The organism is Paenibacillus sp. VT-400, assembly GCF_001029205.1.
Classification (GTDB): Bacteria; Bacillota; Bacilli; order Paenibacillales; family Paenibacillaceae; genus Paenibacillus; species Paenibacillus amylolyticus.
Genome location: NZ_LELF01000067.1, coordinates 2,832,329 through 2,853,499 on the forward strand (window position 1 = coordinate 2,832,329; position 21,171 = coordinate 2,853,499).

Annotated in this window: 17 protein-coding genes and 1 pseudogene; 10 read left to right on the forward strand and 8 right to left on the reverse strand. The window is 41.9% G+C overall.

The features are described from left to right. Positions 1-18: 18 nt before the first annotated feature. The 8 genes and pseudogenes from EL84_RS23060 to EL84_RS23095 all read left to right on the forward strand — a co-directional run bounded on the left by EL84_RS23060 (position 19) and on the right by EL84_RS23095 (position 8,761). Positions 19-1,203: an MFS transporter gene (locus tag EL84_RS23060; protein ID WP_047843269.1), complete on the forward strand. Its 1,185-nt coding sequence runs from the start codon at positions 19-21 to the stop codon at positions 1,201-1,203. A gap of 114 nt (positions 1,204-1,317) precedes the next feature. Continuing rightward, a complete protein-coding gene (gene licT, locus EL84_RS23065; RefSeq protein WP_047843270.1) occupies positions 1,318-2,166 on the forward strand; it encodes a BglG family transcription antiterminator LicT in 849 nt (282 codons plus the stop codon). Between the two features lie 95 nt (positions 2,167-2,261). After that, positions 2,262-4,132: pseudogene (locus tag EL84_RS23070) on the forward strand (beta-glucoside-specific PTS transporter subunit IIABC). 76 nt (positions 4,133-4,208) lie between these two features. Continuing rightward, positions 4,209-5,621: a 6-phospho-beta-glucosidase gene (locus EL84_RS23075; RefSeq protein WP_047843272.1), complete on the forward strand. Its 1,413-nt coding sequence runs from the start codon at positions 4,209-4,211 to the stop codon at positions 5,619-5,621. A gap of 46 nt (positions 5,622-5,667) precedes the next feature. After that, positions 5,668-6,318: a YczE/YyaS/YitT family protein gene (locus EL84_RS23080; RefSeq protein ID WP_053061580.1), complete on the forward strand. Its 651-nt coding sequence runs from the start codon at positions 5,668-5,670 to the stop codon at positions 6,316-6,318. Positions 6,319-6,345: 27 nt separating this feature from the next. Continuing rightward, complete coding sequence (locus EL84_RS23085; RefSeq protein ID WP_047843273.1) at positions 6,346-7,419, forward strand: NAD(P)-dependent alcohol dehydrogenase; 1,074 nt, start codon at positions 6,346-6,348, stop codon at positions 7,417-7,419. A 131-nt stretch (positions 7,420-7,550) separates the two neighbouring features. Beyond that, complete coding sequence (locus EL84_RS23090) at positions 7,551-8,027, forward strand: hypothetical protein (protein ID WP_053061581.1); 477 nt, start codon at positions 7,551-7,553, stop codon at positions 8,025-8,027. 299 nt (positions 8,028-8,326) lie between these two features. Beyond that, positions 8,327-8,761, forward strand: a complete 435-nt coding sequence (locus EL84_RS23095; RefSeq protein ID WP_047843275.1) for a hypothetical protein — start codon at positions 8,327-8,329, stop codon at positions 8,759-8,761. Between the two features lie 138 nt (positions 8,762-8,899). Here EL84_RS23095 and EL84_RS23100 read toward each other — a convergent pair whose 3' ends face one another. From EL84_RS23100 to EL84_RS23120, 5 genes are all read right to left on the reverse strand, one after another. Further along, a complete protein-coding gene (locus EL84_RS23100) occupies positions 8,900-9,298 on the reverse strand; it encodes an RDD family protein (protein WP_081746009.1) in 399 nt (132 codons plus the stop codon). Positions 9,299-9,601: 303 nt separating this feature from the next. Continuing rightward, the gene (locus tag EL84_RS23105; RefSeq protein WP_047843276.1) at positions 9,602-10,066 is read right to left on the reverse strand and encodes a hypothetical protein; all 465 of its coding nucleotides are present in this window, start codon (positions 10,064-10,066) and stop codon (positions 9,602-9,604) included. A 148-nt stretch (positions 10,067-10,214) separates the two neighbouring features. Beyond that, complete coding sequence (locus EL84_RS23110) at positions 10,215-11,177, reverse strand: ABC transporter substrate-binding protein (protein WP_235431585.1); 963 nt, start codon at positions 11,175-11,177, stop codon at positions 10,215-10,217. An 86-nt stretch (positions 11,178-11,263) separates the two neighbouring features. Then, positions 11,264-13,012, reverse strand: a complete 1,749-nt coding sequence (locus EL84_RS23115; protein WP_047843277.1) for an ABC transporter ATP-binding protein — start codon at positions 13,010-13,012, stop codon at positions 11,264-11,266. Further along, positions 13,009-14,808 carry an ABC transporter ATP-binding protein gene (locus EL84_RS23120; RefSeq protein ID WP_047843278.1) on the reverse strand — a complete coding sequence of 600 codons (1,800 nt, stop codon included), beginning with the start codon at positions 14,806-14,808 and terminating at the stop codon, positions 13,009-13,011. The genes EL84_RS23115 and EL84_RS23120 overlap by 4 nt, the downstream gene beginning before the upstream one ends. A 431-nt stretch (positions 14,809-15,239) precedes the next feature. On the opposite strand from EL84_RS23120, the gene EL84_RS23125 reads away from it, so the two are divergent. Continuing rightward, the gene (locus EL84_RS23125) at positions 15,240-15,797 is read left to right on the forward strand and encodes a helix-turn-helix domain-containing protein (RefSeq protein WP_036613859.1); all 558 of its coding nucleotides are present in this window, start codon (positions 15,240-15,242) and stop codon (positions 15,795-15,797) included. Positions 15,798-15,852: 55 nt separating this feature from the next. Continuing rightward, a complete protein-coding gene (locus EL84_RS23130) occupies positions 15,853-16,326 on the forward strand; it encodes a YbaK/EbsC family protein (protein WP_047843279.1) in 474 nt (157 codons plus the stop codon). Positions 16,327-16,495: 169 nt separating this feature from the next. On the opposite strand, the gene EL84_RS23135 is transcribed toward EL84_RS23130, so the two are convergent. The 3 genes from EL84_RS23135 to EL84_RS23145 form a co-directional block, all read right to left on the reverse strand. Next, on the reverse strand, positions 16,496-19,003 hold the full coding sequence (locus EL84_RS23135) for a WG repeat-containing protein (RefSeq protein ID WP_047843280.1): 2,508 nt from the start codon (positions 19,001-19,003) through the stop codon (positions 16,496-16,498). Between the two features lie 174 nt (positions 19,004-19,177). Beyond that, the gene (locus EL84_RS23140; RefSeq protein ID WP_047843281.1) at positions 19,178-20,593 is read right to left on the reverse strand and encodes a DUF4179 domain-containing protein; all 1,416 of its coding nucleotides are present in this window, start codon (positions 20,591-20,593) and stop codon (positions 19,178-19,180) included. Positions 20,594-20,606: 13 nt separating this feature from the next. Beyond that, on the reverse strand, positions 20,607-21,149 hold the full coding sequence (locus EL84_RS23145) for a sigma-70 family RNA polymerase sigma factor (RefSeq protein ID WP_047843282.1): 543 nt from the start codon (positions 21,147-21,149) through the stop codon (positions 20,607-20,609). Positions 21,150-21,171 lie beyond the last annotated feature (22 nt).

Here is a 21,171-nt window from a genome sequence, read left to right on the forward strand (position 1 = left end):
TATAGTAAGGAGGATGGAATGGAAGTTTTACAGAAAGGTAAGAACTGGACAAGTATTGTTTTCCTAATTACAACCTTTTGTCTTGGTATGACAGAATTTGTGGTAACTGGACTATTAACACAGTTCTCAGTAGATTTGAACGTGGATATTTCAGTAACCGGTATGTTATTGGGAATGTATGCTTTAGGGGTAGCTGTACTTGGACCGCTATTGCATATGATGACAATTCGAGTATCACCTAAAAAGTTACTTGTAGGGTATATGGTCGTGTTTATTTTGAGTAATGCAGCCGCAGCTGCAGCACCTAACTTTGAGGTACTCCTAGTATCTAGAATGTTATCTGCTGCCATTCATGCACCCTATTTTGGCGTAGCCATGTTGGTAGCTGTTCGTTTAGCAAAACCTGGGCAGGCTCCACGCGCTATGTCTCTTGTCAATGCAGGTGTGACAATCGCTCTCCTCATTGGGGTGCCTTTTGGTTCATATCTCGGTGGAGTATTTGAATGGCGTTATGTGTTTTGGTTTGTTGTGGTTCTGAGTTCATTATCCTTGTTAGGGCTTATTTTTGCGATTCCAGATCAAAAACCTGAGAAAGCTCCTGATCTTCGAAGTGAATTAAGAATGTTTAAGAATCGCCATGTACTCTTAATCATGGCTGTTGTCTTGTTAGGTTATTCTGGCGTATTTGCAGCTTATACTTTCACCGAACCCATGCTAAGAGAAATATCAGGTTTTAGTGTTCTCGGTGTGACAACCGGTCTCTTTTTATGGGGACTTGGAGCAGTATGTGGGAACTATCTTTCAGGGAAAATCAAACAACATAACTTAACGTTCTGGTTGATTGCTGCACTTATTATGTTAGCCTTTGTGATGTCGTTGTTTACACAGTTACTTGTTTTTCCGATCGTAGCATTTTCACTCTGTTTTTTGCTCGGTTTTGGCACGTTTGGGACGATTCCTATTCTGAATTCAAAAATAGTGTTGGCTGCAAGAGAGGCGCCTTCAATGTCAGGTACCATAGCTGCCTCAACTGTTAACATGGCCAATTTCCTAGGGGCTACTCTTGGAACGTTTCTTGTTAATTCAGGTGTGTCCTTTACGGGATTAACCTGGTTCTCTACAGGTATCGTACTTTTGGGTATTCTGATAAGTTCACTGATGTTTCAATTAGAAAAAAGATCGTACTTCACGACTTCTGCATGATTATAAAAAAAGGGTAAGCATTTTAAACGGGTTGTCACTGTTAAATCAGGCAAAACCGTTTACCTATCAGCTGGTAAAGGTTTTGCCTGATTTAATATCGGAGATGATAATAAAGTGAAAATAGATAGAATCTTAAATAACAATGCCATTATTTCTATCAAAAATGATCAAGAAATCATTATTATTGGGCGCGGCATAGCTTTCAAAAAAAGTATTGGGGATTTAGTTGAGGAGCAGCATGTTGAAAAGGTATTCACTTTAAACAACGAAGATATTAATAATAAGCTCAAAACCTTAATTCAGGATATCCCAATTGAATACATGGAAGTGTCAGAAAAAGTGATTGCCTATGCGAAAATGAAGTTGGGAAAACACTTAAATGAAAGCATCCATGTTCATCTTGCGGATCATATCTACTTTGCTATCCAACGTTTTGAAAGCGGTTTGCTTATTAGAAACGGTTTACTGTGGGAGATCAAACAATTTTATAAAGAAGAATACGAAATTGGATTGGAAGCATTGAATATGATCTGTGATCAATTTGGTGTCATATTACCTGAAGATGAAGCTGGATTTTTAGCTCTTCATTTGGTGAATGCAGAATTGAATGAAGAAATGCCTACTATTCAGAGTATGACAAAAGTAATGCAAGAAATTTTGACTCTGGTGCGGTACCATTTCAAAATTACTTTTGATGAGAATTCCCTTATCTATTATCGGTTTATGACTCATTTGAAGTTTTTCGCTCAACGACTAGTGAGAGGGAATCATTATCAAAGACACCATAAAGATAAGTTGTTTGAGGTTATTCAAGAGCAGTACCCAGAGGCGCATAAGTGTTCGGAAAAAATCAAAAAGTTTATTGAGAATAGCTACACCTATGAATTAACGGATGAAGAACAGATGTATTTAACGATTCATATCGAACGAGTTATACGGCAACACGAAAAGAAACCAATTTAGGGTTGTAACCAAAAGGCAAAACCTAAACAAATCTCTTAAGAGGTGAGTTTAGGTTTTTTGGTCTTCAATATGAGAAAAATTAGAGGAGAATCAGCATGAGCCATAACGAACTCGCTAAAGAAATAATTCAGTTAATTGGCGGAGAAAAAAATGTATCTGGACTTACACACTGCGCCACTCGCTTACGATTCAATCTAAAAGACAATGGCAGAGCGGACAAAGAAACGTTAAAGAAACTGAATGGTGTTTTAACGGTGGTCGAAGGAGGTGGACAATTTCAAGTTGTAATTGGAAATGATGTGGGGAATGTGTATAACGAAATCACGAAAATGACTAACTTAAACACCGAGAACCTGAATGATGATTCTGAGAAAGTAGAAAAGACCAAGTTATCTTCACGCATCTTTGAAACGATATCTGGAAGTTTTTCACCGTTATTACCGGCTTTTGCTGGAGCAGGTATGCTCAAGGCTCTTTTGACTGTACTGGTCCTCCTTGGATGGCTATCCACAGAAAGTGGATCTTATGCAATTTTATCCGCAGCTGGGAATGGAGTGTTTTATTTTCTGCCGATCCTTTTGGGTATTACGCTAGCGATAAAGCTGGGTGGAAATCCGTATGTAGCCGCTGGGATTGGCGCGGCCTTAATGGAGCCCAATTTTACAGGTTTGATGACTAACACTGGAGATATATCAGATTTTGCTGGGATACCGGTCGTGCTGATGATTTACTCTTCAACCGTATTTCCTATCATTATTGCGATCAGTGCCTATATTGTATTGGATCGTTTTCTAAAGAAAGTCATTCTCAAATCGTTGCAATTTTTCCTAGTGCCCATGATTTCGTTATTAATCATTGTTCCATTAACCGTAATGGCGTTAGGACCGATAGGTGTTTACGTAGGTAATGGTATTGGTGTTGTTATTTCTTTCTTAAGTGGACAAAGTGGTTTACTTACGGGTGCACTCATCGGTGCCACAATTACGTTTCTTGTTGTCCTCGGATTACAATGGGGGCTAATTCCTATTATGCTCTCTAACATTGCCGTGAATGGCGGCGATCATATTGGACCGATGTGGGCTGCTGCAACGTTTGCACAGATGGGAATCGCCTTCGGTGTTTTTCTTAAAAGCAAAGATAAAAAGATCAAATCGTTGGCTGGTTCCAGTGCATTGACAGGAATATTAGCCGGAGTAACAGAACCGATTGTTTACGGTTTGATTCTCAAATATAAACGTACATTGCCATTATTGATGATCTCAGGAGCAGTAGGCGGGGGCATTATCGGTTTCTTCCGAGTTACATTCAGCTATCCCGCATTCCATAGTATTTTCACGATTCCGGTGTTCTCACCTATTGGATTGTATGTGGTTGGTATTGCTTCGTCTTTCTCTCTAGCAGCAGTTTTAGTTGTGATGTTTGGATTCAATGGGAAAAAAGCAGAAACAAACTTGGAAAAGTCAGACAACCAGGTTTCACCCTTAACACCTGTTATCGACGACCGTAAACAAGCCGAGGAGATAGGTAGTCCATTATCAGGTGAAGTGAAACCGTTGGATCAGGTGGACGATGTGGCTTTTTCTTCAGGAGCCATGGGAAAAGGTATTGCTATCGAACCAAGTGAAGGAAGAGCAATTTCTCCAGTCGATGGTATCGTATCAACAATATTTAAGACAAGCCACGCCATTGTAATTACATCCAGGGATGGAGCGGAAATTTTAATTCATATTGGAATCAACACAGTCAAATTAAAAGGAAAATATTTTGCACCAAAAGTACAGGCTGGAGATCAGGTGAAACAAGGGGATTTGCTTGTAGAGTTCGATATTGAAGAAATCAAAGCAGAAGGGTATCAGGTAACGACGCCCATTATTGTTACAAATTCCGACCAATACTTGGATGTAGTGAGAATACAAGATCCACTCGTGTTCAAGCCAATGAGACTTTAATTACTTTATTAGCATAAACAGCTCGTTCTTAACACATGGAGAGAAGATAGCTAATCATCTCTCCACTAAATATTATCATAGGAGGCTTATACAATGACACAGATGAAAAAGGAATTTCCAGAGGGTTTTATGTGGGGTGGTGCAGTAGCCGCAAACCAACTAGAGGGGGCATATAGGGAAGGAGGTAAGGGGCTTTCCACCGCAGATATTCACCCGAATGGGATTATGTTTCCCCCAGATGAATCTTCAGAGAGAGTTAATTTATATCATGACGGTATTGATTTCTATCATCGCTATAAAGAAGATCTCGCCTTATTTGGCGAGATGGGCTTTAAATGCTTCCGTACGTCGATTGCCTGGACACGAATTTTTCCAAATGGAGATGAATTGGAGCCTAACGAAGAAGGTCTGAAATTTTACGATGATTTGTTTGATGAGATGCTGAAGCATAAAATTGAGCCTGTCGTGACGATTTCTCATTATGAGATGCCGGTGGGTTTGGTCAAGACTTACGGTGGATGGAGAAGTCGTAAACTCATCGAATTTTATGATCGGTATGCCCGTACAGTTATGCAGCGCTATAAGGACAAGGTAAAGTACTGGATGACCTTTAATGAAATTAATGTCATTTTGCACGCTCCCTACACCGGCGGAGGCCTCGTATTTGAAGAAGGTGAAAATCGGAAAAATGTGATGTTTCAGGCCGCTCATCATCAGTTCATTGCAAGCTCACTTGCTGTAAAAGCCTGCCATGAGATCAATCCCAACGCCAAAATCGGTTGTATGATTGCAGCCTTAACCACCTATCCGCTTACACCAGATCCGGATGACGTATGGGCCGCTTTCGAAGCAGACCGTAAGAACTTATTATTTTCGGATATACAGGTCCGTGGATATTATCCAAGTTATTTAAAGCGACATTTTATCGAGAATGATATTTCGATTGCAATGGAGCCTTCGGACGAAACTATACTGAAGCAGTATACCGTTGACTTTATCGGGCTTAGTTACTATATGTCTTCCATAGCAACAACGGATGTAGAGAAAGCTAAAAACACCACGCCAGGTAACCTTCACCTTGGTGGTAGAAATCCCTATTTAAAACTCACCGAATGGGGATGGCATATTGATCCTAAGGGACTTAGAATCACACTGAACCAGATGTATGATCGTTATCAAAAACCTCTTTTTATTGTTGAAAATGGCTTTGGTGCTTTGGATACCATTGACGAAGACGGGAACATCCATGATGATGCTAGGATAGAATTTTTGAGTGCCCATATTGTTCAGATGAAGGAAGCCATCGCTGATGGTGTTGATTTGATGGGATATACAACATGGGGGCCAATTGATATCGTGAGTGCTTCCAAGGCAGAGATGAAGAAACGATATGGATTTATATATGTTGATCGAGATGACGAAGGGAAAGGAACATTCAACAGAATCAAGAAGAAAAGTTTTGATTGGTATAAGAATGTTATTGCAACAAACGGGGAGCAATTATAGCCTCATGATTTATGCCTGACTCTTATAGAAATAAAGGAGAGTTTCCATGACTGAAAACAATAATCAAATTGCGGCAAAACCCAGAAATATGGTGTTTATTTTCAAAAGATGGCTATTTTACTTTATTGGCCTGATTGTTCTTGCTCTAGGGGTCTCTAGTGTCATTGAGTCTAATGTTGGAGCGAGTGCTTGGGATGCATTTTATGTAGGGTTATCCAAAACGGTAGGACTCACAACAGGCACCTGGGTAATTATCATTGGACTGCTCGTTATATTCCTGAATGCCTTTTTAGGCAAAAAACGTCCTGACTTTCCCGCATTTATAACCATTTTCACGATGGGAGTAGTCATCGATTTCTGTACGCTTCTTATTTTTCAATCCTTTGAATTAGTCGGCCTAGGCGCAAGAATTGCGCTGTTTGTACTTGGTTTTATCTTAATTGCAGTGGGTTCAGGGATTTATCTCCAAGCCAACTTTGCAGCACACCCGATGGATAGACTGATGTTTGTGCTCAATGACAAGTTTGGCCTCAGTATCGGGTTTGCTCGGTTAATTTGTGAAGCGACAGCATTGATCTTAGGATTTTTATTATCAGGTCCTGTTTCGTATGGAACAGTAGTTATTGCACTCAGTGTTGGTCCTTCTATACAATTTGCATACAAAAAAATGGAGCGGTTCTATACTCGTATTACTTGATTCTAGCTTGGGAGGATGGTGCAGCATATGAAGATACAAGCCGTAGTTCAACAAAAACCAGGAGAACAGGCTTCCATAAAAAATGTTGAGTTGTCTGTCCCTAGAGCTGATGAAGTTTTGGTCAAAATTGTAGCCAGTGGCATTTGCCATACCGATCTCTATGCAACTGAGAACAGCTCTTATTATCCAATTGTTTTAGGTCATGAGGGAAGTGGGATTATTGAGAGCGTCGGAAACAACGTAAACCACCTTCAGGTAGGAGATCATGTTGTTCTTTCCTATACTTATTTTGGTACATGTACGGCTTGTTTGGATGGCAGAACATACGAATGTGATCACATCTATCAGAACTTTGAGGGTCTACGTAAGGATCAAACATCACCGATTAACTATAATAAGCAAACCGTAGCTGCTCTAATTCGGCAGGGCTCATTTACTTCTCATGTGGTTTGTCATAAAAATAGTGTGGTGAAGGTGGAGAAAGACTTAGATTTGCGTCAACTTGGTCCGCTAGGGTGTGGCTTTATGACTGGTGCAGGTTCTGTTCTCAACTATTTGAAACCGAAGAGTGGTGACTCAATTGTAGTTATAGGTGCTGGGAGCGTTGGATTGGCGGCAGTCATGGCTGCTAAAATCGCGGGAAGCCATCCTATTATTGCTATTGATCAAGTTGCATTTAAATTAGAGACTGCACAAAGTATTGGGGCGACGCATTTTATTAATGGAATGAAGTCAGAAGATGTAGCACGAGTTCTATTCGAAATTTCAAATGGAATTGATTATATATTTGATACAACGGGGAATGAACAGGTTTTGAATGAAGTACGAAAAGTGATGAAACCAGGAGCAATCGGATGCGGGGTAGGGGGTAACAGACCCCATCTAACCGATACCGAGATCAACGAAGGAAAAACCTGGGGAGAAGTAGACGAGGGGGCTGCCATTCCGCAAGTATTTATTCCCCAATTAATCCAGTATGCAAGAGATGGTGCATTTCCTTTCGCGCAATTAATACGATATTTTCCACTGGAAGAAATTCATACGGCTATGGATCTCGCTCGCCAAGGGAAAATTATTAAACCGGTACTAATCATGCCATAAGTACTAATCACATGCTTTAATATGCTCTCCTGAAGAGAGAACTGGGAGCTGTCTATTCAAGCAGCTCCTAACTAAAAAAAGTAAACGGAAATGATTAGCCGTTTACTTTTTTTACTTTGTGTCATTTTATTTTGGGTACTTTGAAAGGAAACTTTAAAAAAGAAGATTGGACATCATATTATGATATCGGGAAAGTTTATGAAGGAAAAGAATTCACACTGTCAGACTATCTATCTTTTGAGAGTAGATATATTGATGCAATAGTAACTCTAATGCAATGTATGAAAGTTTCTTCGTTTAAAATTACAAACGTAGAAAAATATGATGATAATGTTACTCAGAATCTGTCTATTTCGAGTAAAATGGCTGATTTGTTTGCAACCGTAAAAGATGGTGATACCATTGATAATTCAAATTTATCCGATATATGTAAACTAATTCTCCGAGAACATTTATGGGGGAAACAGTCCGTGTCATCCATGTTTGTTCATTTCGGTAATGACTACTATATGTACATTGGACTACAAGAAGAATGTGTGGGAAATCTAAATGAAATCAGGAATTCAGGGTTGTTTGTTGAAACATATACTTCTCCGTATCAAAGCTAGATTGATAATGTCTAAGTCGATATGACGCGGGACAAGAACATTGTTCCATTCAAAGTTGCAATTTTAGAGGTTTTTCGAATTATCAGGTCAGCCAGTAAATACTGGTTGGCCTTTTTTTATATTCGTTTAACGGTTGGGTTAGCAGAAAGATCGTAGCGGTTTAATGGGTCAGTGCCTCGAAACAAAACAGTTCTCTCACGACCTCCAAAAGACTACGTTTAGGCTATAGAATTTAATGTATACGTTTTTGTATTAAAGCTTATGCTAAGAATGGAAAACTCAAGCACAGGAGGGTACACATGAAAAAGAAAATGCTTCTAGTTCTAAGTATTATATGGTTATTGGCCACTATGTCTCCAGTAAGTGCAGGGCCATTAAATGTGGAAGAAATAAATCCCAAGATTAAATCAAAGGAAGTTAGCCCACTGTATGCCACTATTCCTGGAAACTTTGAAGTTGTTACTAAAAAGATTAATGGTTCATTTGTAATTTTCTACTTGTCAGAGAATGACTCCGTACTGAGTATTTCTGAGAGCTATTATCAGGGACAAGAAATCAATCAATCGGATAAAACCGAGATCATAATTAAAGGGGATGTTAAGTACTTTTATAGCCCATTCATTAACAGATCTGGAGGAAGCATAGCTTGGATTAAAGACGATATCCTGTTTGAAATGAATAGTGTGTACTTTGATAAAAACACAATGTTAAATTATGCAACCACACTTAAGTAGTAAAAGAGAAGACGCGATTCAGTTACAAACGATCTATATACATATGTACAAAATACGAGTTTTGTGAAACAGTACTAATGATTTAAAAGCTGCACAGTGATTTTTACCCCTGTACAGCAATTCTTTATAATCTTCGAATTAATCCCAAACTACTTCTGTTCCTGCTACAAAGTCATGAATCGCACGTCGATCCTCACGCAAACCGACCATAAAAGCACTCACAATAACTCCGATACCCAAAGTTAATACGTACACAAGTCCAGCTACAACAACTCGCATCAGCATCGTACCAATTTTTGGCGGTTCGTGTGTATCGTATTGGCGGATTCGAATTCCACATATACGTTTGCCTATGGTTCGACCATACCAGTAAACTGGTAATAAAATTGAGTATAACGCACTAAGCAGTTTGGCAATCGGCTCATCCGTATCAAAGTTGCCCGTCAGCACACCTGCAATAATCACTAACGGAATTGAAATAATAAGACTATCCAATACACCTGCTCCTAATCTAATCCAAAAACCTGCTTTATACAAAATGCTTTCCTCCAAGCTACAATTTTAAACTAAACGGCTAATTTACTTCATGAACTCCCTTCATTAAAATATCTAACTTTATGTAAACAACTCAAATAGTATAACAGAAAATTTTACCTTTTTACGATAAAACTCCTATTTCATTTTAATTGCATCCTTTGTGAATTTTATAACAAACTATCGAATTAACTTAACCGCTGTTCATATTCACTAACTACTTACTCTTACATAATCCTTTCTAACTGAACCACCAATGAAAACACCATAATAATTATGTAAACCAAGAAGGCTACTCAACATTTGTTAAGTAGTCTTCTGTTCGTTCTGCATCTGTCCTCTTCGCCAAATCTTATTCTCCACAATGGCATAGACTAACCCCGCGACGGCAAATATCCATATCGATGTCATTCGGTTCAGATGATATCCATTCACGAAATATGGACTGTACATGAGATCAAAAACCCACAGCCCGCCCCATCCAAACCCAATCATATAGATGAAAGTTCTCACCATAGGAAAGCATACATATTTCCGCAGCAGCCATGAGATCGGGCTAAGAATAACAACATAAAAAGCGACTAAATATTGACCGAATCCCAGGATGAGCGACAAAATATATATCAAGCCCCCTAGATTACGTAAGCCGTAATACTCTGTCGTTGTAATATGGTACCCTTCAATCCTCTCAAGCACGATGAGTGCTGTAAAGAAGATCCCGATAAATATAAGTCCTAATACCATGTACCGTTGAACCGCGTTCACCAACATCAGATCACCCCAATGTCTAAACGCAGCCAGAACCACTCAAGTTACATGATTTCGAACAAATTACACAATTACACATAGGCGTTATTAGGTTCTGTTAAATGTTAGATTTAATCTATCGTTTCAATGGCTCTAATCCAACGACTACTTCTTACTTCTGACCTTCCAGAATCATCGTACCCAAACGGTCCATAAGCTCCATTCTCCCCATCGCTGTGTACGAATAATTGTAATTATCGACATTAGAGATTTTGTAGATCTTTCCATTCTTCACTGCGTTCATGTTATTCCACACCTTACTATCTACCATCTTATTCTCGCTATTCTCCATCAATAACAGACGATCCGGATTAACGGTAGCCAGAGCCTCCAGTGCGATCTGTTTACCTCCCCAGCCCTCTGGATCAGGGATACCCTCTGTGCGCTTCAGGCCCCATTCACCGTATAACATCTCAGCTGCCCCTTTATTGGAATAGATGACCAGGTTGTTTGGATATGTCTCAATTACGGCAAAGGATTCACCATGTACAGCCGCCTCCAGCTTTTGTTTCCACTCTGCAGATTTCGCATCATATTTGGCCAGATATTCATTTTTCTTGCTTTCTTCTCCAAACGTATCTGCCAAGAATGTCAGGCGTTCTCTCCAATCATAGTAGGAGTATGGCAATGCAATTGTAGGTGCAATTTTAGATAAAGTTTCATATTGATCCGTGTTAAAATCCTTTCCCAAGATGATCAGATCCGGATTGGCACCCGCTATAGCTTCAATACTGAACGGGAAACCATACCAGCCCAGATTAACGGTATCTGCACTCAGCTGATCCTTAATGGTTGGCGTGAGTTCCTCCGGGTTACCGTAATCTGCGCTCATCGTGGCCACAGGTGTTTTCCCAATGATCAGTAGTTCTTCTGTAGAGCCGGATAGATCAACAATGCGCTCTGGATTCAAAGGGATCGTAATCTCTTCTCCATTTGGGTTGGTAATCAATTTGGTCGTTGCTTGTGCAGTCCCCTCTGAGGAGCTGGCCACTTCACTGGTGGTCTGGGTCGTTCCACAGGCCGCCAAGGTGAGCATACAGCATAGTGCAATCCATACAGGAATTCGTTTAAACATCGTTGTCATTCTCCTTTTATGTCAGTTCATTAGCCACATGAGGCTTATTTGCTTCAGTTACTTTATCTATCTCATCGAACTCATTATTATACGTTTACTTTTACCTGCCAGCCTTCTGCATCCTGTTGTAATTGCCACAACCGAGCGTAGATGCCTGAGTGATCTAACAAATGCGCATGAGTTCCTTGCTCTACGAGCTGACCTTGGTCCAATACAAAGATCTGATCGGCATTCTGAATGGTCTTTAATCGGTGCGCAATCAAAATAACCGTCTTGTCCGCGACCAATTCATTAATCGCTTGCTGCACGGCGGCTTCGTTCTCCGGATCAAGTGAAGCTGTAGCTTCATCGAGCAATACGATTGATGCATTTTTCAACAAGGCACGTGCAATGGAAATCCGTTGCTTCTCCCCACCAGATAACGTCGATCCACCCTCGCCAACGAGCGTATCGTACCCTTGAGGCAGACTGGAGATAAACTCATGACAACAAGCTCTGCGTGCTGTTTCCTCAATCTCGAATTGCGAAGCGTCTTTCTTTCCTACACGAATGTTGTTGCCGATCGTATCCTGGAACAGATACACGTCCTGGAAGACCACAGAGATATCCTGCAACAGCTTCTCGGGGTCCATCTGATCAACGGGTTTGCCACCAATGCGAATGGTGCCTTGCTGTACATCCCAGAAGCGGGCAATGAGACGTGTGACTGTACTTTTACCACTACCGGATGGGCCAACCAGCGCAGTGATGGTATGCGGCTCAATCGTAAAGGACAAGTCTTTCAAGACCGGCTGCCGGTCATCATATCCAAAGGTCACCTGGTCGAATGAAATCGCCTGATTGGGCTGTACATCTCCCGTTCCTGCCATCGGGGCCTCCTGCTGCACATCCATAATGCGTCTTGCACTATATGCTGAGTACCGCATCTCCCCATAACTCATCAGTACAACCGTTAACGGTTCGAATACCTTTGTACCTACCAGCAAAAATAACAGAAATACCGGTAAGGACAACTCACCACCTGCAAGCAAATAACTGCCCACCAGAATCATCCACGTCATCCCCGATCGTGCGAGCAACATCGCGCCCATGATCATCGGTCCCATGATACCTTCCAACCGAATGGAAGCTGATTTCAATTCGTCAAAAGAACGACGCAGCCGTTCAAAACGTTTGCCCCCCATATTGTGGGCCTTAATCTCACGAATACCGCTCAGATACTCCTGAAGCCGGCTGGCGGCTTCGTTTTTGGCTCGAACATGGTTCTCACTCAGTCGTGCCTGAATGGAATCCGTAAGCCATAACAGAGCCACACCTAAGGGAACCGCAACAAACATGGTTACGGCCATTCTCCAATCCACCAACAGAAGTCCGCCAAAAGCAAGTACCGGAAGCACAATCGCGCTGATCAGCTGTGACAGATTGTGAGAGATCGTATGCTCAACCTGACCATAATCACTCAGGATCAGATTTGTCAGATCTCCAGGATCACGTTTTCCGAAAAATCCTAGTGACAGATGGCGAATGTGTTCGGCCAGTTTCAACCGTCCTGAAGCCGCAAGGCTGTATGCTGCCCGATAGGTCTTGTCATAGAGTGAAGCGTACGCTGCATATTCCACCAGAAGCCAGGCAAACAGGATGCAGCATACAACCCACATTCGGTTGATATCCAGTCCTTTGTCTGGTTCAGCGAAAGATTTATATATCGTATTGAATATGTCTACAAGCAGCGCCGCAGGAACAATCTTTGCAATCCCGTCCAGAATCGCTGCCATCACCGAAGGAAGCAGACTATGCGGGTTACCGCCAGATATATTGTATAAATAATTCTTCATCGTCCTGCACCTCCAAGCTTCCAGGAAGCTGCACTGATATGGGCCTGCCACATGTGCTCATATACTCCGCCTAATGCACGCAATTGATCATGTGTCCCACGCTCAGCAATTGTCCCTTGCCGGATCACAAGAATTTGCTCTGCTGCACGAATCGTTGTTAGACGATGCGCAATAATCAGTACCGTTTTGCCTTGAACCAATTGGGCCAGACCTTGCTGTATCTTGTGCTCATTCTCTGCATCCGCGTAGGCCGTCGCTTCATCCAAGACCAGAATGGGAGCATTTTTGAGCAGTGCTCGTGCAATTGCAATTCGCTGTGCTTCACCGCCAGATAGATACGTACCGCCTTCTCCGATTTTGGTGTCATATCCGGCATCCAGTTTCTCAATGAATTCATGACAGCAAGCAGTTTGAGCCGCAGCTATAACGTCCTGTCGTGAAGCCGATGTATTGCCCATCCGAATATTTTCTTCAATCGTATCGTAGAACAGATGTACATCCTGAAATACAAAGGACACGGTATCCATCAGTTTCTCCGTACCCATCTCCTGAATCGGAATTCCACCAATCGTAATCTCACCTTCCTGCACATCCCAGAAACGAAGCAATAGATTCGCTATGGTTGACTTTCCTCCACCAGAAGGTCCGACAAGTGCCGTCATCTCGCCTGCTTTGGCTACAAAATCAATCTGATCAAGTACAGGTTTATATGCTTCGCTCTCCTTACGTTCATAAGCAAAAGATACCTGCCGAAAGGCAACCTCATATGTATCCGGAACTTTGGGAAACACAGGTTCTCGTACAACCGGCTCGGCAAACACCGATTCAATCCGTTTCTGTCCTTCCACAATCTCTCGCATCCCACTACCCAGATACATTAACTTCAATAACGGTGCAGATAGACTCGGGGTAATGATCAGAAACAGAATAAACGTGATCGCAAACGACTGATTCCCCGCATTTCCACTCGACAGCAGAATACCCACCGGAACGATGAATGTAAATAACGAGATCATGATTACAAAAAACAGTCCGTAGGATGTTTTACACAAATCTGTTATTTTCAACGAAATATCCCGATAACGCGTCACCGCCTGTTTAAACGTCAGAAACGAATCGGCTGTAATCCCAAATACTTTCACTGCCGGCATACCTCTCACGTATTCAACACCCGTCGCATTCATCTCTTCGATGGCAAGTTGAAAATCACGATAAGCCTGACGGCCTTTTTCGCTGCGGAAAAGGCGACTTTGGAGCCAGAACCCGATTCCGATTGGAACCAACAGCGCCAGCGCCATCCGATAATCGAGCCAGAACAGATATCCCAAGAGCATCAGTGGAATAACGATCGCACTTACCAGATCCGGCAACTGATGGGCGATAAACTTCTCAATTTTCTCCACACTGACTTCGATGATCTTCTTCAGCTCACCGGTTGCCGTCCGGGTATGATACCCCATGGGTACTTTGGCAACATGCTCCGCAAGTCTAACTCTAAGCTGGTACAAAATGTTGAATGCAGCGATGTGTGAGCACATCCCCCCGATATAAAGCGCAATAAGCCCTGCAATGAGGGCTACGAATGCGACGATCCCCCAATAGATCAACAGATCTCTGTCCATCGCAGATGGTTGGCCCGCATGCGTTAGCAGTTCCTCGACGATCTTATACACTCCGACAAAAGGAACAATCTGCAACAGACTCGACAGGGTCGAGAAGATACTTGCTGTAATCAGCAGACCTTTGCGCTCCTTCGTTACTTGCATTAGTCCGGACACTTCAGATGTGTTGTTCATCTCACCCATCCTGATATTAATAATCATTCTCAATATAGCACAGTGCTATATACGCACATTAATATCTCATAGAGCCCTGAATGATCACTACCTCTTCACGGAGCATTAATACCTCATCACGGATTATTGTTGTCTAACAGCATCTTATAAGCCCTATTGGACATATGACCTCGTCGCTTAACTTGAGAATGTCTGGTGAAGTATTTACATTCTTGCCAAGCAAAAAAATTGTTGTTGGAGAAAGTTTTCGTTTTTTGCTTGTATAGATAAATATGACTTCTTTGATCTGTAACTCCCGTAATATTTTCCATTTAGTATGGATAAATATGTGAAAGAGTTACTTACATCATTTAACTGTCGCCTATTGAATTCAACTGTTAGTATGTTATATTATATTTCAACATGTTATAACATACAAAAGGAGTGATGCAATGCAATCGCCAGTATTAACTATTGGAGAACGGTTAAAAGAAATACGAGCAACTAGAAATCTTACACTTGAAGATGTTTCTAAACTTACTGATGTAAGTAAGCCTATGCTTGGACAGATTGAAAGAGGACAGTCTTCACCAACGATTACAACTCTTTGGAAAATCGCAGTGGGCTTAAAAGTTCCTTTATCTTTATTATTGGAAGAGCTAGAAGATGAGTGCAATGTGGTTGATACACGGTCCAAAGACGCTATCATTGAAAATGATGGAAAAATGAGAGCATTTCCTGTTTTTCCTTTTGACCCTACCCGTAACGTTGAGATATTTTATATCGAATTTGATCCTGGGTGTCACCATCCATCTGAAAGGCACCTTGAAGGTGTGGAAGAATATGTTTTTGTGCTACAAGGTATGTTAGAGCTGGTAGTCAACACAAAAAAAATTGTTCTAAAAGAAAATCAAGCACTCCGCTTTCGTGCTAATGTTTTTCATTCCTATAATAATCCCTATCAAGAACCATGTGTCATTTACAACATGATTTTTTACCCAAGAACATAGGCAAGTTTCATCTATGATCTTCTAGAAAATATTTTAAAAATGAGGTGTGATGATTATGGCAATTGAAAAAGTAAAAGATTTTTTTAAACAATATGGTATGGATTCTCAAATTATCGAATTTGAAGTATCTAGTGCAACCGTGGATTTGGCTGCATCTGCATTAGGTTGTGAGCCAGAGAGAATCGCAAAAACACTTTCTTTTATGGTGAATGGACAAGCTGTTTTAGTGGTTGCTGCCGGGGATGCAAAAGTGGATAACAAAAAATTCAAAGAGTATTTCAAAACAAAAGCAAAAATGCTTTCTCCTGATGAAGCCATTGATATGGTTGGTCATGCCATTGGAGGTGTTTGTCCATTTGCTATTAAAAATGATGTTTCTGTTTATCTAGACATATCTCTAAAACGTTTTGACACAATCTATCCAGCTTGCGGGAGTAGCAATAGTGCTATTGAACTTACAATAAAACAATTAGAAAAATACTCTAGTTATTCAGAGTGGATTGATGTGTGTAAAGGATGGAATGATTGATTTATAGTAGCGCTCTATGGAGTAGTTCTATATGGGGTAGCGCCAACATTTTGACTGTTATATAAGCTAAGCATTAGCGGACATTTGCTTAAAGCAGGAAAAATCCGCTGTCTTTGTGCCTCAACGTCCTTAGCGTATATTTTCGTTAAAATGTTGGCTGTCCCCTCAATCAATTATGAAAAGCTCTCCAGAACGAACCTTCTGTATTAATGATATCCTTGATCTGAACAAATGGAATCGTAAACGTTGGAAAACCTGCCGCATAGGGAGCGATGTCATATGGATTGAAGTAGAGATGTAGAGCATCCGCTGTGACAAAAAACGGCTGATCCCCACTAATCCCCGTATAGGTGTCCGGAAACACATACGAGTATTGAGGATCATTTTTGATCTGATCCCCCACAATCTGGCTCAACACTTTTACATAGTCACTATTCGGTTTAAATAAATCCTTCAACTCATACAACTGACCATTCGTCAGATTAATGATCGCATAGATCATCGTAGGCATACCATGCGCTGCACCCGCCGGGTAGTTATAACCTGTGAGTTGCAGTTGCAGCAATTGCTGCTGATAAAACGTTATATCAAAATCACCTGTATACGTGTAATCCAGCTGCTGATCGGCAGGGATCGGTTTAACCTGAGAGAGTTGCTTCAACTTGGCATTCAGCGCAATTTGCTCCGCTTGGTTCGTTAATCCCTCCACCTGCGGATAATATACGAGGTAGTCCCTGTTTGGTTTGTACTTCTCTTCGCGTACACGGTACGGTGGATGAAGTGGAACGATTGTATTTTGCCGCCAGATGATCTGTCCGGCCCGATTCACATACGATAAACGCTGGTCTACATAGGCCTTAATCAGATCTGGTGCCACGACCTCCAGCGTACCCGAACCTTCTACATGGGGATACCCAGCGGCAGGTCTTCCACTCAAATCCAACAGATAGGTCTGTCTTCCATCCGATGCGGAAGCAAGGCCGTTTTTGTAATTGCCTACTTCGCGATATAGGAACTCCGTAAGTCTTCTGCCATTGGTATCTGCAATCGCGTATACAGAGCCAATATACGGCTGCTCCGGATTAATTGCTTGCCCCAGCGCATAACGATGCTCGCCTAGTTCGCGGATGTCATTATAGGCGGGTTGAATGATAAACGATCCTTGCGTATTAATGACGCCATAGTTCGATTTGTAGTCCTCTGCTGTATTAACGATCGCTTGCCCGTTGTTAAAAGGAAATGCCGATGAAAATTTGGGCTGAATACGAATATTACCCCGTTCGTCGATGTACCCATATTTGCCCGAGGTTTCTTTTTGAAAAGCAAGCAGTCCATCCCCCAGTGGTCCCACATAGGCATATGGATACGTTGCGAGCCGATGTCCATTGCGATTAATGAGCGCATATTCATTGTCCTTAATCTGCACAACCGCTTTACCATCTTGAAAATCATTCGCCGAAGCGAATTGTGCCGGAATCACCTCATTGCCCGACGCATCCAGATAACCGTACCGACTCACCGATCCATCTGCCTGGCCAGGATTAGAATCGTAAAATAAAGCTCGACCGTCGTTCATGTTCGAGATATACGGGTACGCCCGTTTGGTCAGGACTGTACCTTGTTCATTAATCATCTTAAATCCTTGAGGATCAATTGTTATCGCCCGTTCTTCGGAAAAGGAATTGATGGAATCGTATACAGGTTGAACGACATACTGCCCCTGAAGATTAATAACGCCGGCACGACCGTCCTTCACAACCACAGCCAATCCATTCGGCTGAAACTCTTGCGCGTCATCCAGAACCGGCTCAAGCCGAATGTGACCTTGGGCATCCATATACCCCCAACGCGTCCCACTCGTGGTTCGAACGGAGATTGGATATAACCATGTCGCTACCCGGGCATGGCTTACAGGGACCATCGCCTGCTTAATTTTCTTTTCCAGCTCCAGTAGCGCCTCTCTGGAAGGATACGCTTCCGGAAAGCTGAGTGCTTTTTGAACGGAAGCAAGTGCTGCCGGATACTGGCCGGCATGGTACTGAGCATCCGCAAGGTAATACCAGTAAAAGATATAATCAGGATATTGCTGGGTTAGTTGCTCGTAATATTGCACCACTTTTGGATAATAGGTTGCATATACGTCCGGTGCAGGAACCCATTTCCCATTCTGCCATCGGATAATCTCCACACGATAGGCTTCACCTGTGTCATGTATCCAGAGTGCAATCTCCACTTTCCCATCTCGACCATGCGGACCAGGCATATCTATAATCTCTGCATAGCTATAGTATAGATCGTCAGGCGCCAGATCTTTGAGCCCTGATTCGGTCCACTCATATACGGCAAGCTTAGACCAAATAGAACCAATCCGCCAACCGATAATGAGATTGTTCCTTGCCGTTGAAGTTACAGGGGCTGCAGTCATTAAAGTCACCCCATACCCCAATCCCTTAATTAGTGCCATCTTGATCCAATGTCCTTGAACAAATTTCAGAATGAGCAAATACAGCTCACCATTCAACTGATAGACTGTAGCAATCTCCGGCATACCGTCACCGGTAAGATCTGCCGCATAGATCGCTGGATGTTGAACAGGTTTATCAATAGTGACGACCGTTGCGCCAGCCGGAATATGTTGATTCACAATTTGCGTTAACAGCGGTTCGCTCATGGACATCTTAGTTTCCTCCCTTATGACCGCATTCGCCTAATGGTATGCGTCATAAATCGGGATATGACATGTAATTCATTTTATATAAGTTGAACTAAAGAATATTCTCACTTACCACTCCGATAACAGAACAGCCTTCTGATTGCACTTATTCCCCGATTCTTTGATTCACTTTTTATATTATCTATCTTGCAAAGTTACTTTCTCTCCATTGATTAGCAGGTAGCTCACATCATTCACCGGAATGGTCTTAGGGGATATCCACTTAATGAAATCCTGATCCAGCTGGAGGAAACCGGATTCGCCAGTCAACTTTGTACCATCCTTCAGGTGCACTTTAATACTCAGATCCTCCATCCGAATCATACTCAGTGCCTCACCTGTAAGTGTGACACCAACCGGGGAAAGAGTAACATTTGCCTGTAAGCCTCCATTTGCATCAAGCTGAATGTTTCCTGTTTTACTCAAAGCATTTTGACTCAAGTTAAAGGTCGTTTTCCAATTTCCCTGCACAACTTCACTTATGCTCGTAAAGCTGCCTTGAATTCTCAGCTTATCTAAATTGTCAACAGCAGACAGATCATACACAAACTCCTCATAATCTCCTCCATACCCGACCCCATCTTTCATATAATGTCCATAGCTAACGGAATATTCAGGTATATCGAGTTTTTGACCTTGCTCATCCGTGAAGTAGAAATATCCATGATTATACTCGCCAATCTCATTATTCGGATTAATCTGAATGTGTAACTTGCCCTCCACAAAACCTATATTGGAAATATGCATCCAATCAATACCCTCAACGGGGACATTCGTTACATCCTGATGCAGTACGGGAATTGGATCGGTTTCCAATTGAATATCGGTTGTACCTCCCAAGCCACTTATACGATCTTGATCCACGATATCATAGTTATTGTTTTGCTTTTCTTGTAACAACTGCTCCCAGTCCACTTGTACGTTGTAACCATCTTGTCGAGATGCACCTGACATCAGCGTATTGATCTGAACGGTAATCCGATTTTTGCTGACTTTTCCTTGAATGAGGAATCGGACAATAGCCGTTTTGTTCGCATCATCATAATGAATAATCTGAGCGTTGTTTGCATTACCTCCGGTTACTCTGTAATCATATACATCCAGTGTATCGTCAATGCGATGACCCGTCAGATCCGATAATGAAACATAGATTTCCGTTGTATCTCCGTCCCTGACAGCACCTATAACCTCCATTCGAATCCCTTGATCTTCACTCACCTGATGAACAGGCTGAAGAATGCCAATCCGATCTACACCTAGAAAATGAAGAACAGTAGACAGATCAATGATGCCCACCGATGCAGCTGCCCCTGTAACAAGACATAACGATAACGCAGCGGTTACAGGAATATAGATGGCTTTGCGATACCTTTTTCTTTTATTCATGGACTTCTTTGTCTGTGCGGATGGAGCGGATGGATATAATACAGATGGATAAAATGATGAATCTGATCTCGTAACGGTCGGTGGTTCATTCAGCGCCAATTTATCATAGAACAACTTTTTAATATTAAAGAGGTTCTGCTCAGTGAATTCTTTTTCGGATTTTCGCATTTGATCGCCTCCTTTATTTCCTATTCATCCACCATGTCCTCAATCGTTGCCTGGAGCGATAAAGCTTGTTATGGACTTGCCTAACGTGTAGGGACAATGCTTCCGATATCTCATGGGGTCTCTGTCCTTCGTAAAACCGACGTTTCATAATCTCCCGTTCCGGTTCTGGAAAAGATTCAATCATTTGATTAAGTTCCGTATATGTCTCTTTACTGATCATCTGAACCAACAAATCATCCGTTTGCACCGAATGAATCTCCTCTTCATATGTAAGCTCAGTTCTTCGATTAAGTTTCCGGTAGCGATCAATCGCTTTATGTTTTGTGATTGTTGCAAGGTAATTTTTCAGGCTACTTCGCCCAAACTGGAATGCATCCGGATTCTGCCAAAAAGCAAAAAATGTATCTGCTACGCATTCTTCAATCTCTTCTGTCGATGCATGATGTAGGATGGAATGAGCAATCTTCCATAACAAACCTGCGTAGTGGTTCATCACCCATTCCATGGCTTCAGGATCACGATTCGCTACTGCCTTCCGTATCTGTTCTTCTTCCACGATTAGATGTCCCCTCCCTTCC

Bases quoted from the DNA above. Each gene is read 5' to 3' on its own strand.
- EL84_RS23060 (WP_047843269.1), top strand. From the start codon at position 19: ATGGAAGTTTTACAGAAAGGTAAGAACTGGACAAGTATTGTTTTCCTA.
- EL84_RS23075 (WP_047843272.1), top strand. From the start codon at position 4,209: ATGACACAGATGAAAAAGGAATTTCCAGAGGGTTTTATGTGGGGTGGT.
- EL84_RS23080 (WP_053061580.1), top strand. From the start codon at position 5,668: ATGACTGAAAACAATAATCAAATTGCGGCAAAACCCAGAAATATGGTG.
- EL84_RS23085 (WP_047843273.1), top strand. From the start codon at position 6,346: ATGAAGATACAAGCCGTAGTTCAACAAAAACCAGGAGAACAGGCTTCC.
- EL84_RS23095 (WP_047843275.1), top strand. From the start codon at position 8,327: ATGAAAAAGAAAATGCTTCTAGTTCTAAGTATTATATGGTTATTGGCC.
- EL84_RS23105 (WP_047843276.1), bottom strand. From the start codon at position 10,066: ATGTTGGTGAACGCGGTTCAACGGTACATGGTATTAGGACTTATATTT.
- EL84_RS23110 (WP_235431585.1), bottom strand. From the start codon at position 11,177: ATGTTTAAACGAATTCCTGTATGGATTGCACTATGCTGTATGCTCACC.
- EL84_RS23115 (WP_047843277.1), bottom strand. From the start codon at position 13,012: ATGAAGAATTATTTATACAATATATCTGGCGGTAACCCGCATAGTCTG.
- EL84_RS23120 (WP_047843278.1), bottom strand. From the start codon at position 14,808: ATGAACAACACATCTGAAGTGTCCGGACTAATGCAAGTAACGAAGGAG.
- EL84_RS23125 (WP_036613859.1), top strand. From the start codon at position 15,240: ATGCAATCGCCAGTATTAACTATTGGAGAACGGTTAAAAGAAATACGA.
- EL84_RS23130 (WP_047843279.1), top strand. From the start codon at position 15,853: ATGGCAATTGAAAAAGTAAAAGATTTTTTTAAACAATATGGTATGGAT.
- EL84_RS23135 (WP_047843280.1), bottom strand. From the start codon at position 19,003: ATGTCCATGAGCGAACCGCTGTTAACGCAAATTGTGAATCAACATATT.
- EL84_RS23140 (WP_047843281.1), bottom strand. From the start codon at position 20,593: ATGCGAAAATCCGAAAAAGAATTCACTGAGCAGAACCTCTTTAATATT.